This is a genomic window from Spirillospora sp. NPDC048819 (assembly GCF_040650055.1).
Lineage (GTDB): Bacteria > Actinomycetota > Actinomycetes > Streptosporangiales > Streptosporangiaceae > Spirillospora.
Window position 1 is genome coordinate 97,107 of sequence record NZ_JBEZGN010000013.1, and the last position, 14,160, is coordinate 111,266.

The 14,160-nt window shown below is 70.7% G+C and carries 9 protein-coding genes; 4 read left to right on the plus strand and 5 right to left on the minus strand.

The genetic code is table 11. From position 1 onward, the window contains the following. Positions 1 to 49 precede the first annotated feature (49 nt). From AB0C35_RS19535 to soxR, 3 genes are all read left to right on the plus strand, one after another. The gene (locus tag AB0C35_RS19535; RefSeq protein ID WP_358457607.1) at positions 50 to 1,867 is read left to right on the plus strand and encodes a phosphoenolpyruvate carboxykinase (GTP); all 1,818 of its coding nucleotides are present in this window, start codon (positions 50 to 52) and stop codon (positions 1,865 to 1,867) included. A 125-nt stretch (positions 1,868 to 1,992) separates the two neighbouring features. Continuing rightward, positions 1,993 to 2,568 (plus strand): HdeD family acid-resistance protein, encoded by a 576-nt coding sequence (locus tag AB0C35_RS19540; protein ID WP_358457610.1) that lies wholly within the window; start codon positions 1,993 to 1,995, stop codon positions 2,566 to 2,568. Between the two features lie 46 nt (positions 2,569 to 2,614). Next, positions 2,615 to 3,148 carry a redox-sensitive transcriptional activator SoxR gene (gene soxR, locus AB0C35_RS19545; protein ID WP_358457612.1) on the plus strand — a complete coding sequence of 178 codons (534 nt, stop codon included), beginning with the start codon at positions 2,615 to 2,617 and terminating at the stop codon, positions 3,146 to 3,148. A gap of 25 nt (positions 3,149 to 3,173) precedes the next feature. On the opposite strand, the gene AB0C35_RS19550 is transcribed toward soxR, so the two are convergent. After that, complete coding sequence (locus tag AB0C35_RS19550; RefSeq protein ID WP_358457615.1) at positions 3,174 to 5,558, minus strand: glycosyl hydrolase family 65 protein; 2,385 nt, start codon at positions 5,556 to 5,558, stop codon at positions 3,174 to 3,176. Next, positions 5,555 to 6,304 carry a beta-phosphoglucomutase family hydrolase gene (locus tag AB0C35_RS19555; RefSeq protein WP_358457618.1) on the minus strand — a complete coding sequence of 250 codons (750 nt, stop codon included), beginning with the start codon at positions 6,302 to 6,304 and terminating at the stop codon, positions 5,555 to 5,557. The genes AB0C35_RS19550 and AB0C35_RS19555 overlap by 4 nt, the downstream gene beginning before the upstream one ends. A 152-nt stretch (positions 6,305 to 6,456) precedes the next feature. Between AB0C35_RS19555 and gndA the strand changes: the two genes are divergently transcribed. After that, positions 6,457 to 7,881, plus strand: a complete 1,425-nt coding sequence (gene gndA, locus AB0C35_RS19560) for an NADP-dependent phosphogluconate dehydrogenase (RefSeq protein WP_358457621.1) — start codon at positions 6,457 to 6,459, stop codon at positions 7,879 to 7,881. A gap of 25 nt (positions 7,882 to 7,906) precedes the next feature. On the opposite strand, the gene AB0C35_RS19565 is transcribed toward gndA, so the two are convergent. Genes AB0C35_RS19565 through AB0C35_RS19575 form a run of 3 tightly spaced genes read right to left on the minus strand, consistent with a single transcriptional unit; the run spans position 7,907 to position 14,147 of the window. Beyond that, positions 7,907 to 11,212, minus strand: coding sequence for a hypothetical protein (locus tag AB0C35_RS19565; RefSeq protein WP_358457624.1), 3,306 nt, complete (start codon positions 11,210 to 11,212; stop codon positions 7,907 to 7,909). Then, positions 11,209 to 12,186, minus strand: coding sequence for a CBS domain-containing protein (locus AB0C35_RS19570; RefSeq protein ID WP_358457627.1), 978 nt, complete (start codon positions 12,184 to 12,186; stop codon positions 11,209 to 11,211). The genes AB0C35_RS19565 and AB0C35_RS19570 overlap by 4 nt, the downstream gene beginning before the upstream one ends. Beyond that, entirely contained in the window at positions 12,183 to 14,147 is a 1,965-nt protein-coding gene (locus AB0C35_RS19575; protein WP_358457630.1) for a DUF262 domain-containing protein, read from the minus strand. Before AB0C35_RS19575 ends, AB0C35_RS19570 begins: the two co-directional genes overlap by 4 nt. Positions 14,148 to 14,160 lie beyond the last annotated feature (13 nt).

Sequence of the window (14,160 nt, forward strand, 5' to 3'; positions counted from 1 at the left end):
GGTCTTGTTCATCATGCAAACATCCTGCGAACAGCTGAAGGAGTTGCCCGTGTCCAACCAGGTCTCCGGCCTCGACCAGGCCCCTACCGGCCACACCGAACTGATCGAGTGGGTGCGCGGGATCGCCGAGCTGACCAAGCCGGACCGCGTCGAATGGTGCGATGGCTCGGACGACGAGTGGGAGCGCCTGACCGGCCTCCTCGTCGAGCAGGGCACCCTCACGCGGCTCGACCCGGCCAAACGGCCGAACAGCTTCCACGCGGCCTCCGACCCGACGGACGTGGCGCGCGTCGAGGACCGGACGTTCATCTGCTCCGAGAAGGAGGAGGACGCCGGCCCCACCAACAACTGGGTCGCGCCCGCCGAGATGAAGCAGACCCTGGACGGTCTGTTCGACGGCTGCATGAAGGGCCGCACCATGTACGTGGTGCCGTTCTGCATGGGGCCGCTCGGCGGCAACATCTCCCAGCTCGGCGTGGAGATCACCGACTCCGCCTATGTCGCCGTGTCCATGCGGATCATGACGCGGATGGGCGAGGGCGCGCTGCGGCTCATCGAGGAGCGCGGGTCGTTCGTCAAGGCCGTCCACTCCGTCGGCGCCCCGCTCGGGCCCGGCCAGAAGGACGCCAAGTGGCCGTGCAACTCCACCAAGTACATCACCCACTTCCCCGAGACCCGGGAGATCTGGTCCTACGGGTCGGGGTACGGCGGCAACGCGCTGCTGGGCAAGAAGTGCTACGCGCTGCGGATCGCGTCCACGATGGCGCGCGACGAGGGCTGGATGGCCGAGCACATGCTCATCCTGAAGCTGACGCCGCCGTCCGGTGAGACCCGCTACGTCACCGCGGCGTTCCCGTCGGCGTGCGGCAAGACCAACCTCGCCATGCTGGAGCCGACCATCCCGGGCTGGAAGGTCGAGACGATCGGCGACGACATCGCCTGGATGCGGTTCGGCGACGACGGCCGCCTCTACGCGATCAACCCGGAGGCCGGGTTCTTCGGCGTCGCGCCCGGCACCGGCGAGAGCACCAACGCCAACGCCGTGAAGACGCTGTGGGGCAACAGCATCTTCACCAACGTCGCGCTCACCGACGACGGCGACGTGTGGTGGGAGGGCCTCACCGACGAGCCGCCCGCGCATCTGACCGACTGGAAGGGCAACGACTGGACGCCGGACTCGCAGACCCCGGCCGCCCACCCGAACGCCCGCTTCACCACCCCGGCCGGGCAGTGCCCGATCATCGCCGACGAGTGGGAGGACCCGAAGGGCGTCCCGATCTCGGCGATCCTGTTCGGCGGCCGCCGCGCGTCCGCCGTCCCGCTGGTCACCGAGTCGTTCGACTGGCAGCAGGGCGTGTTCCTCGGCGCCAACGTCGCGTCCGAGAAGACCGCCGCGGCCGAGGGCGCCGTCGGCGAGCTGCGCCGCGACCCGTTCGCGATGCTGCCGTTCTGCGGCTACAACATGGGCGACTACTTCGGCCACTGGCTGGAGATCGGCAAGGCCACCGACGCCGAGAAGCTCCCCCGGATCTACTACGTCAACTGGTTCCGCAAGAACGCCGACGGCAAGTTCATCTGGCCCGGCTTCGGCGAGAACAGCCGCGTGCTGAAGTGGATCGTCGAGCGCCTGAACGGGCAGGCCGACGCGGTCAAGTCCCCGATCGGGCACCTGCCGACACGGCGGGCGCTCGACATCGAGGGCCTGAACATCGCGGACGCCGACCTCGACACCCTGCTGTCGGTCGACACCGAGGTGTGGAAGCAGGAGGCCGCCCTCGTCCCCGAGCACTTCGGCAAGTTCGGCGACCACATGCCGAAGGCGCTGTGGGATGAGTACCACGATCTGGTCCGCCGCCTGGAGCACTGACACCGGGCCGACGGGGCCTGAGCCCGGGGCCGGTCGCGGACTTTGCGGAGTCCGCGACCGGCCTTGACCTTTCCCGCAGGGAACCTGGGCTAGCAATGGTGGGAGGTTTCGTCCCGGAGGTCCGGATGTTCGATCTGATGACCCGCCACTGGTGGGTGCTCGCCGTCCGCGGCGCGTTCGCGATCCTTTTCGGCGTCGCGGCCTGGGTGTGGCCCGGCATCACCGTCTGGGCGCTGGTCGTGCTGTTCGGCGCCTACGCGCTGGTGGACGGCCTGATCGCGCTGGTGGAGGCGTTCCGCGGGACGACCGGCGCACCGCGCGGCCTGCTCGCCCTGTCCGGCGTCGCGGGCATCGCGCTCGGCGTCGCGGCGATGGCGTGGCCCGGCATCACCGCGTTCGTCCTGCTGATGCTGATCGCCGCGTGGGCGGTCGCCACCGGGCTGATGGAGATCGTCGCCGCGATCGCGCTGCGTAAGGAACTGCGGGGCGAATGGGCGTACGTCCTCACCGGCGCGATCTCGCTGCTGTTCGGGATCCTGCTGTTCGTGTGGCCGGTCTCCGGCGCGCTCGCGGTCGTCTGGCTGATCGGCTTCTTCTCGATCCTGTTCGGCGCCGCGATGATCGGCGCCGCGTTCCGGCTGCGCCGCCTCGGCCAGGCGGCCGGACGGGAGCGCCCGGCGGGCGCGGCCCCCCAGCACTAGCCGGACCGGAACCTCAACCCGAGTTGAGGTCGCATAGGATTCCGGCATGACGCGGCTTGAGCACCGGGTACACGAACTGACCGTCGGGCAGCTCTCCGAGCGGAGCGGCGTGGCCGTCTCGGCGCTGCACTTCTACGAGTCCAAGGGGCTGATCAGCAGCCGCCGGACGGCGGGCAACCAGCGGCGCTTCAGCCGCGACACGCTACGCCGGGTCTCGTTCATCAAGGTCTCGCAGCGGGTCGGCATCCCGCTCAGCGACATCCGCGACGCCCTCGCCACGCTCCCCGAGGAACGCACCCCCACGGTCGCGGACTGGGCGCGGCTGTCGGAGACGTGGCGCAGCGACCTCGACGACCGCATCCGCCAGCTCGAACGGCTCCGCGACGACCTCACCGAGTGCATCGGCTGCGGCTGCCTGTCGATCAGCAAGTGCGGCCTCGCCAACCCCTACGACCGGCTCGGCGACGAAGGGCCGGGACCGCGCAGGCTCCTCGTCGGCCGCGGCGCCGGCCGCACCCCGTCCGGCCCGCGGACCGGGCCGGACGAGGACTGCGCCGCACCCTGCGCCCCCGCGGACTAGCGGCGGCGGGCCGGCGCCCGGCGGGCTAGCGGCCGTGCGGGTCGATGCGGCGCGGGGCCGGCTCCCGTCCCGCGGGCTGCGTCGGAGCCGGACGCGCCGGTATCTGCTCGATCGGCAGCTCGACCGCCTCGGCGCCGAGAGAGAACGGCTCCCCGTGATGCCACAGCTTGAGGCCGGGGCCGTCCATCAGCTCGTAGCAGGCCGCCTCCGAGGTCACGGTGACCTTGATCCGGCTGCCCCGGTACCGCATCCGGAACGCCAGCCGGCTGATGCCGCCCGGCAGCCGCGGCGCGAACCGCAGCCGCCCGCCGCCCGCCCGCATCCCGCCGAACCCGGCGACGAGCCCGCTCCACGCCCCCGCCATCGAGGCGATGTGCAGCCCGTCGCGGGTGTTGCGGTTCAGGTCGTGCAGGTCCATCAGCGCGGTCTCGCCGAGATAGTCGTGCGCCAGCTCCAGCTGGCCGACCTCGGCCGCCACCACCGCCTGCGTCTGCGCCGACAGTGAGGAGTCCCGGACGGTCAGCCCCTCGTAGTAGGCGAAGTTGCGGGCCTTCTCCTCCTCGGTGAACGCGTCCCCGCACAGGTGCATCGCGAGCACCAGGTCCGCCTGCTTGACGACCTGCTTGCGGTACAGGTCGAAGTACGGATAGTTCAGCAGCAGGGGATAGTGGTCGGGCTTGGTGGCCGCGAAGTCCCAGCGGGCGTGGTTGGTGAAGCTCTCACTCTGCGGGTGGACGCCCAGCCGCTCGTCGTAGGGGATCAGCATGGCCGCCGCCGCGTCCCGCCACGACGCGGCCTCCTCGGCGTCCACCCCGAGCCGGTCGGCCACGTCCGGGTGGCGCATCGCCATCTCCGCGGCCTCCTCCAAGTTACGGCGCGCCATGAGGTTGGTGTAGACGTTGTTGTCCACGACCGCGCTGTACTCGTCGGGGCCGGTGATCCCGTCGATGCGGAACACGCCGCCGACGTCGTGGTGGCCGAGGCTGCGCCACAGCCGCGCGGTCTGCACCAGGATGTCCAGGCCGATCTCCCGCTCGAACTGCACGTCCTCGGTGGCGTCCACGTACCGGACGACCGCGTCGGAGATGTCGGCGTTGATGTGGAACGCGGCCGTCCCGGCGGGCCAGTACCCCGAGCATTCGTGGCCGCGGATCGTCCGCCAGGGGAACGCGGCGCCGTTCAGGCCGAGCTGGGCGGCACGCTCGCACGCCAGCGGCAGCGTCATGTGCCGCCAGGCGAGCGCGTCCGCCGCGGCGCCCGGTGAGGTGTACGTCAGCACGGGCATGACGAACGTCTCGGTATCCCAGAACGTGTGGCCGTCGTAGCCGGGCCCCGTCAGGCCCTTGGCCGGGATCATGCGACGTTCCGCCCGCGCGCCCGCCTGCAAGACGTGGAACATCCCGAACCGCACGGCCTGCTGGATCTCGGCGTCGCCGTCGACCTCGACGTCCGCGCCCTCCCAGAACTCGTCCAGGTAGTCGCGCTGCTCGGACAGCAGGCCGTCCCAGCCGGTCCGCCGCGCGCCCGCCAGCGCCCCGACCACCTGGTCGTGCAACGCCGGCCGGGACCGCTGGCTCGACCACCCGTACGCGATGAACTTGATGATGCGCAGCCGCTGCCCGGGCTCCAGCCTCGTCGCGACCGTCAGCCGGCCCACGTCCTTCGAGCTCTCGGTGTCGATCGTCATCGACTCCGGGCCCTGGATGTCGTGCGACATGCCCGCCGCCATCCGCAGCCCGCTCTGCCGCGTCCGGTGCAGCAGGAGGACCTTCGTGCCGTTGGCGACGTGCTCCTCGCCGACCAGGGGGCTCTCCAGGATCGCCGACGCGCGCGGGTCCTTGCCGCCGCCGGGCAGCGCCTCGTTGGCCACCAGCTCCGACTGCGCGACCACCCGGACCGACTCGTCCACCGGCTCGACCTCGTAGCAGATCGCCGCGATGGCCCGCTGCGTCAGCGACACCATCCGGACCGAGGTGATCTTGACCGTCTTGTCGGCCGGGGACGTCCACTCCACATGCCGGGTCAGCGTGCCCGCCCGCATGTCCAGCACCCGCTCGTGATGGTGGACGCGGCCGTAGCGCACGTCGAACGGCTCGTCGTCCACCAGCAGCCGGATCACCTTGCCGTTGGTGACGTTGATGACCGTCTGGCCCATCTCCGGGTAGCCGTAGGCGGTCTCGGCGTGCGGCAGCGGACGCTGCTCGTAGAAGGAGTTCAGGTACGTGCCCGGCAGCCCGTGCGGCTCGCCCTCGTCCAGGTTGCCGCGCATGCCGACATGCCCGTTGGACAACGTGAACACCGACTCGGTCTGCGCCAGCCGGTCCAGCCGCAGCTCCGGCTCCCGCAGGCACCACGGCTCCACCATGAACACGGGCCGGTCGACCGCGGTCTGGCCCTCCCGCTCGGTCACTTGGCCTCCAGCAGTTCCGACAGGTCCGAGACGACGATGTCGGCGCCGTGCCCCGCCAGCGCCTCGGCGTGCGCGCCGTCCACCCGGTTGACGCCCACCACGTACGCGAATCCGCCGGCCCGCCCCGCCTGGACGCCGGCGAGCGCGTCCTCGAACACCACCGCCCTCGCGGCGGGGACGCCGACCTCACGCGCCCCCGCGAGGAACATGTCGGGGGCGGGCTTGCCGGGAAGGTTCCGCTCCGCCGCCGTCACCCCGTCGACGCGCGCGTCGAACAGATCGGTGATGCCGACCGTCCGCAGGACCTGCACCGTGTTCGCGCTGGACGACACCACCGCCGTCTTCAGCCCCGCCGCCCGCGCGGCGCGGACGTAGTCGATCGAGCCGTCGAACGTCTCGACGCCCTTCTCCTCGATGAGGGCGAGCACCAGCGCGTTCTTGCGGTTCCCGAGGCCCCGGACGGTCTCGGTCTCCGGCGGGTCGTCCGGGACGCCCTCCGGCAGTTCGATGCCGCGCGACTCCAGGAACGAGCGCGTCCCGTCCTCGCGCTTCTTGCCGTCGACGTACCGGCCGTAGTCCTTCACGGGGTCGAACTCGGTGAACGGCTCACCGGTCCGCTCCGCCCGCTCCCGCAGGTAGCCGTCGAACATCTCCTTCCAGGCGGCGGCGTGGACGGCCGCCGTCCGGGTCAGCACCCCGTCGAGATCGAAGAGACACGCCGCCGACTCGTCCGGCAGTCCCAGCATCCATACCCCCTGGAGAATGACACCATTGAAGAGATCCTGAACGCGCCCGTTCCCCGGCCGGGCACCGCCCTGCGGGACGCGCGCTCGAACGAGGGGATCATGATCCGCGTACAACCCCTTGGTCAGGGTCGCACACGAGGAGGAGAGAGCCAATGCAAAAGGCGCGCATAGGCGTCACGGGCCTTGCGGTGATGGGCCGGAACCTGGCCCGCAACCTCGCCCGGCACGGGCATCCCGTCGCCGTGCACAACCGCACCCACACCCGCACCAAGGCCCTGGTCGAGGAGTTCGGCGACGAGGGGACGTTCCTGCCGGCCGAGACCGCCGAGCAGTTCGTCGCCTCCCTCGAACGCCCCCGCCGCCTGGTGATCATGGTGAAGGCGGGCGGCCCGACCGACGCCGTCATCGACGAGTTCGCCCCGCTCCTGGAGCCCGGCGACATGATCGTCGACGGCGGCAACGCGAACTTCACCGACACCCGCCGCCGCGAGGCCGCGCTCCGCGAACGCGGCCTCCACTTCGTCGGCACCGGCATCTCCGGCGGCGAGGAGGGGGCCCTGCACGGCCCCAGCATCATGCCGGGCGGCTCCGCCGAGTCCTACGCGGCGCTCGGCCCGCTGCTGGAGGACATCTCCGCCAAGGTGGACGGGACGCCCTGCTGCACCCACGTCGGCCCCGACGGCGCCGGACACTTCGTGAAGATGGTGCACAACGGCATCGAGTACGCCGACATGCAACTGATCGCCGAGTCCTACGACCTGCTCCGGCACGCCGCCGGCCTCGCCCCCGCCGAGATCGCCGAGGTCTTCCGCACCTGGAACGGCGGTCGCCTGGAGTCCTACCTCATCGAGATCACCGCCGAGGTCCTCGCGCACACCGACACGTCCACCGGGAAACCGTTCGTCGACGTCGTCCTCGACCAGGCCGAGCAGAAGGGCACCGGCCGCTGGACCGTGCAGACCGCCCTCGACCTCGGCGTCCCCGTCGGCGGCATCGCCGAGGCCGTCTTCGCCCGCTCCGTCTCCGGCCACGCCGCCCTCCGCGACGCCGCCCGTGACCTGCCCGGCCCGTCCCGCACCGGCGACGCCGGCCCCGGCTTCGCCGACGCCGTCGAGAAGGCCCTGTACGCCTCGAAGATCGTCGCGTACGCGCAGGGCTTCCACGAGATCCAGGCGGGCAGCGCCGAGTACGGCTGGAACATCGACCTCGGTGCGATGGCCGCCATCTGGCGCGGCGGCTGCATCATCCGCGCCCGCTTCCTGGACCGCATCCGCGCCGCCTACGAGGCCGACCCCGAGACCCCCACCCTGCTCACCGACGACCACTTCGCCGAGGCCGTCGGCGACGCCCAGTCCGCCTGGCGCGACGTCGTCGCCACCTCCGCGCGCCTCGGCATCCCCGCACCCGGCTTCTCCACCGCGCTGGCCTACTACGACTCCCTGCGCGCCGACCGCCTCCCGGCCGCGCTCACCCAGGGCCAGCGCGACTACTTCGGCGCCCACACCTACCGCCGGGTGGACCGCGAAGGCTCCTTCCACACCCTCTGGGGCGCCGACCGCACCGAAGTCACCTCCTGACCGCCCGGCCTGACGGCCCGGCAGGCTAGACGTCCTCGTCCGGCGGGGTAGGAGGCCACTCCAGCGTGCGGGCGGACAGGAGCAGCTCGGCGACGACCAGGTCGATGCCCGTGAGCTCTGGTGCCAGCGTGGCCAGCGGCAGCCACCACTTGCGCAAGGACCGCTCGGCGCTGATCGCCCCCTCGTCGCCGCGCGCCGCCAGCCGGGCCGCGAGAGCCAGCGCGGCGGACGCCGCTGGCAGCAGCTGCCAGCTTGCCGCCGTCCGGTCGGGGGTGCGGCGGCCGATCTGCTCGCCGAGCCCGGGGAACCTCGACGTCTCGACGACCTGACGGACGTGCGCCAGCAGATCGGCCGCCTGCCGCGCAAGCGACATGGCCATCGTGGACCTTCGCGAGTCGAACAGCCGCCGGGCCGCCGCCAGCCGGGTGTCGGGGTCCAGCAGCGCCTGCGGGACGACGCCTGCCGCGCTCCAGGCGCTCTCGAGCTGCTGCGGGCTCATGTGCGCCAGCCGCGCCGCCTCGGGCCCGAACCGGCCGACCCCGGCATGCGGATCACGGCCTTCGCTGAGGATGGTGTCCAGCGTCTCCCCGCAGACGTCCCGTGCGGCGTCCAGCCAGTGGACGTCCCCGAAAGCGGCGGGCAGCACGGCCGCCGCCGGCGCGGCCGACCACAGCTCCCGGACAACGCGCCGGTCCAGCCCGGGACCGTCCACCTCGAGCGCGACCGTGGCCAGACCCGTCCTGACGAGCAGCGGGACGACACGTTCCGCGGGCAGCATCGCGGCCGGCAGCGCGCCGAGCGCGGCGCGGGGCGCGGCCAGAAGGCGCCGCTCGCAGGGGCCGGCGATATAGGGGGCGGCGCCGGAGCCCTGAAGATCGTCGTCGAGATCCACGATCGTCCAGAGACGCTCCATTCGCTCGACCCGGGTAGGCGGGGCGGCGTCGCCCATGAGGAACGTCCCGAGCGCGGTCTCCTCCTCGTCGCCCGCCTCGTACACGCCCGGCCGGTCGCACGTGAACACTTGCCCGGACGGCCACCGCGGCCAGTCGGTGAACGCCCACGGGTCCTCCACCTGCAGCAGCACTCGCACCGGTCCCGCGTCGCGCAGCTCCTCCGGCAGCTCGATCCGGTTCCCCGTCACCGGCAGCAGGACGGGCCGCCGCCACGGCGCGGTCACCGGGTACACGCCCGCCGTCAGCCCCTCGATCTCCACCGCGTCCCGCAGCAGCAGATGCCCGCCCTCGTCGGACACCCCGGTGGCCAGCCGCCGGGGCCGCACGAACAACAGAGGCGTCTCGCCCAGCAGCACATCGGCGCGCTTGAACTGTTCGACCGTGTCACGGATCTTGACGAGCGAGTATCTGGCCATGCCGCCGCGCTGCGCGCCGCTCGGCTCCAGCGTCTGCGTGGATCCCGAGCTGGTGAGAACATCCAGAGCGGGCAGCGAGGACGCCTCCGGCAGCCGCACCAGCAGATCACCGGGCTCGCCGAACGACTCGCTCGCCAGCCGCAGCGGCCCCGCGCTCCACACCGCCCCGGCGTCCGGATGCTGATGCAGCACCTCCAGATGTGGAGGCGTGACGACGAGCGGCTCGCTGCTGGACGGCGCCTGGTAACTCACCACACGCGCCCGCTCCCGCGCACCGAAGTGAAGCGCGTGCGGTACGACACGGGCTCCGGGCGCAGCCCTGACGTCGGCCTCGGCAGCCGATAGCCCGCCGGCGGCGAACAGCCGCACCGCCGGTTTGAACGAGACGCGGAGATCTTCCGCCACCACCACCGACCGGCGTGTGCCGCGCCCCAGCGGCCCTCGGACCACCACGTCGTAGGCTCCCGCCAGCGGCCGGGGGAGCCCGTCCCACAGATCATCGACGCTCACGGGACCACCGGACGTGACGCTCCTGGACGCGATGACGCCGCCCTCACCGCTCGACCGCACCTCGACGTTCCACGTGGTCTCCGCGCCGATCCCGGGCAGCCAAACCGCGGGCGGATCGGCATGGACGGGCGAACCGTAAGGCGTCGTCACCCCGCGCACCGGCTGACCCGTGACGACGCGGGGCCGGACGAACCCCCGCACCGTCCTCGCCCGGTCCAGCCCGATCGAACGGACCTCGTCCAGCGCCAGCAGCCGCAACCGCCACCCTGGCCACCCGAGCGGCATCGCCGCCTCTGCCCGCTCGTCGACCGGGCCGTCGACAGTGAGGTCACGGTCCTCGGGGTGCAGCACCCACACCGGCTCGGGCGGCAGCGGCACGCTCGCCGGGATCTGCCGCCCGTCCTCCGCGAACACCAGCAGCGGATCCCGTGGATCGACGACCTGAAGCTCCGCCTGCAGCTCGGACCCGGCCAGCGACACCAGCACCGTCCGGACCGGTCCCGGCAGGGGATAGGACGTCGCCGGCGTACCCTCGACGGCCCCGACCCATTCCGCGCGGCTGCGCACCACGGCGCGTTCCGCGTCGGCCGTGATGTGCCACGAGGCCACACCGTCCGGGACGTCACCGATCGCCGGGAGCCGGATCTCCACCCCATTGCCGAACGGGTCGAGCACCAGCCGGGGACGCTCCACCGATTCCCGCCGTCGTCCGGCCGACACCGGACCGACCGACAGAAGCCCGTCCTCGACGAGCCGCACCGCCCGGTTGACGAACCGGGCCGGCAACCCGACCGGCCCAACGTCGTCCGGGCTGCGCTGAAGCCGGTCGAGCAGATCGAGGGACCGGTCCACCACGTCGAGGGCGAAGTCGCCGCCGTACTGCAGGAACCGGCGTGCGGGTACGTCCAGCTCGTGGAGCCGCAGCTCCCGTCCCGGAGTCGTCGCCCAGCTCAGGAACGACTCGGCGTCCAGTCCCGGCGTGACGTGCCGCTGGTGGCTGAGCAGCCGGAAGTAGTCGTCCAGGCAGTATGTCGGAATCCCCGAATGCATGAGGATCGGCCCGACGTAACGCATCGGCAGCTCAGGAAAGGCGGGCAGCTCCAGCTGACGGAGCGCGTCCAGAAACCCTTGGCCCCAGTAGGACTGGTCATCGACGTGCCCGTCGTGACCGACCGCCTCCCACAGGTAGCGCCAGAACGTCCCCTTCTCGTAGCGCTCCGCCGCGATCCACGCGATCGCCACCGCCGTGCACGCCGGCCACTTCTCGAAGACCAGCCCTGGATCGCGCCCGGCGTCGACCCGCCCTCGGTACACGCGCCCGAGCACCTTCGCAACCTGCTCGGCGTGCCCGTGTTTGGTCTCCACCTCGGCGACGAGCGAGACCCCGCCAAGCCGGCCGCCCCACGACCGTTCCCGCAGGTCGAGCAACTCCCGGGCCGACACGCGCTTCACGGCATGAGACTCTTCATCATCCCGGCGAAGATCTCCACCTGCTGCCGCTGGGCGACGGTGAGCGGATTGGGCCGGAAATGCGCCACCTCGTTGCGGGTCAGGCGGATCTCGTTGAGCTTGCCGACGAATCCGTCATGAGGTAGCTCCCAGTTGAGCCGCGCCCACCGTTCCGGTTTCTTGAAGATCTTGATGATCTGCCCGATGGTGAGGTCGTCGGGGGAGCCGGCGTTGCCGTACCCGGAGGCGTCCCGTAGCTCCCCGACCGTCGGGCACATGCGGTCCACGCACCGGCGCAGCCGCCGCTCGATCTCCCCGAGCAGCAGGAAGGGGCTGGTGAGCCTGCCGAACTCCAGGCTCAGGTCGGCGGCGGTCACCAGACCGCTGATCTTCTGGTCGGTGTCGCGGACGAACACGCAGTTGTGCCGGTTGATGTCGGGGATGGTGACCAGCAGCTCGGCCTCGATGCTCACCTCTGGTGCGGGCTTCGAGGTCGCGTCGGCGAGTGTGTCGCATTTGCCCGCCGCGTGGGCGAACGCGATCGACTGCCAGCTGACCACGCCCTTGAGCACGTAGGGCCCGGACATGACCGGTAGCTGGGAGAAGTTCCGCTCCATCATGATCATGCGGGCGTGCGGCAGGTCGTCGGCGGGAGAGAGGCAGACGAGCCCGCCCTCATCCAGCCTCGCGGTCGGCAGGTCCCGGATGCGCAACGCCGCCGGCGCGGGCTCTTGCTCCTCAGCGCCGGTTCCGGGTGTCTCGTGTTCCTCACCGGCCGCGCGGACGGTCACCGTCGAGCCCAGATTGCCGTGCAGCAGTGCCGGCACGCATTGCAGTCCGGCGGAGGCGAGTTCCGCCTCGATCCGGCCGACGATCTCGGGGTCACGGTTACGTTCGCCGAACAACCCGAGAAGCTCCGCCACCGTCAGTTCGACGGGCTCGGCCGCCGCGTTCTTCAGCTCGGGCGGAAGAGTCATGCCACGAGCTCCGGGCCGGACTCGTAGTCGTCGGCGGACTCCGGCGCCTGGGCGGCGGGGATGGCGGCCTTGCCCATCGCGGCCTCGATCAGTTTCCGCAACTGCACGGTCCGTGCCTTGTAGAACCAGTCGAAGTCCTCGTCCCGCAGGGCGGACGCGTCGATCATGTGCGTGGCGATGATGTCGTCCAGCCAGTTCGACGGAAGCCCGGTATCGGTCTCCAGCGCGCGCAGGTAGACGGTGGGCGCCCGCTGCCCGATGAGCTGCCCGGTCCGGTGAGCCAGCAGCGTCTTGTTGACGATGCTCTCGTACCGCGCCCTCGGGATCTTGTGTCGCTCGCACCAGCTCTTCGGGAAGATCAGGTAGATATCGACCTGGTGGTCGAAGAAGAGATCTTCGTTGATCGGCTCGCGGTTATGTGTCCAGTCCTTGGCGCGGTGCCGCATGAGGAGCGCGTACAGACCTTTGTAGGCGGCGCTGTTGCGGCTGCGCATGGTGTCCAGGCGTGCTTCCTGGAACAGCGCCTCGCCGACCGAGGCGGGCTCATCTCCTCCGCGCACCCAGGCGACGACCTGCTCCAGGTCGCGCGGCAGCCGCGTCTCGGGCGACCCGCCGTACTGCTCGCCGAACACGCCGCACCAGAACCAGCGGGAGATCTTCGCGTACGCCTTGTCCGAGTCGGTCTCGTCACCGAGGATGGTCCGGATCGCCGCCAACGCGACGAGCTGGGTCATGTACGGAATGTCTCCGACGCCGAAGACGCAATGCCGCCGCAGGAACCGCGCTGTCCAGTGGAAGGCGTCCACGACCCGTGGCGACCACTCCAGATAGTCCTTCAGCGGCAGCTCGAGGATGTCCTTGCGTTTGCACGCCGGGCGCCCGCTGCGCCTGTGGTAGGTGGAGACCAGGGTGACCGTCTGGAGGAGGTCGGTGCTGCTCAGCCCGGCGTGCGGGGCCGCAACCAGCATGGTGTCGCTCTCCAGCTCGGACCAGATCCGGTCCCAGTCCTCGTGGAGCTGGAAGTCGTCCACGGCGTACGAGGCGGTCATCAGCTCGAAGACGGTCAGCGGAACGCCCCCTGTGTTGACCTTCTCGAAGACCGTGCAGACGGCCTCCTTGGGGGTGTCATTGGTGAGGCTGATGACAGGGATCATGTACTGGGTGACGTTGTTCAGAACCTTCGAGGTGAACTTGTCCCAGGCGTCCCAATGGCTGCCGGCGAGGCCGACATATCCGCGCATCCATTTCTGGGTGCGGGACGAGTCCAGGATCAGCCGCAGCGGGAACAATCCGGCCGCCGCCTCGTTCTCCTCCGTGCTGAGATCGTGCCTCACGCCGCGTCCGAAGTCCTCGCGCAGGATGCGGTCTTCCGGGACGGACACGATCGCCTCTTCGCGGTCGATGTCGTCATCGACGGCCTTCGCGATGTCGATGTAATACCAGCGCTTCAGCTTCTTCTTGCGCGCGTCCATGGTCTCGACGGGGGCGTCGGACCGGAGGGCCTGATAGAGCGACGTGAGCCGCTGCTGGCCGTCCATGAGCAGCTTTTCCGGCTCGCGGCGGGTGACGGGTGCGCCGGAAAGCGGACGCGGCTTGAACCGGGTGGCCGGCCCGCCCGTGTCCAGCGCCATGAAGACGCCGATCGGATAATGCCTGGTGATGGTCGCCAGAAGCGACACGATTCGCTCGTCGTCCCATTTCCAGGAACGCTGGAAATCGGGCAGCTGCATCCGGCCATTGTCAACCTGGTCGAGAAGCTCGCTCAGCAGGGGTTGTGGGGTGTTGAACGGCACGCGCCGACACTCCTCAGTACGGTGTCGAGTTATGCGCCGAGGGTAACTCCGTCGACACCGTCCTGACCTGTGAACTGACCGTGACAGGCCGCATGTGGCAAGATTCCCGGTTTGTGATCCTGACCGGGGTGCAGAGTGTCGCCACCTGCTCCTATCCTGTCCTCGCACGACTGGACGGGGG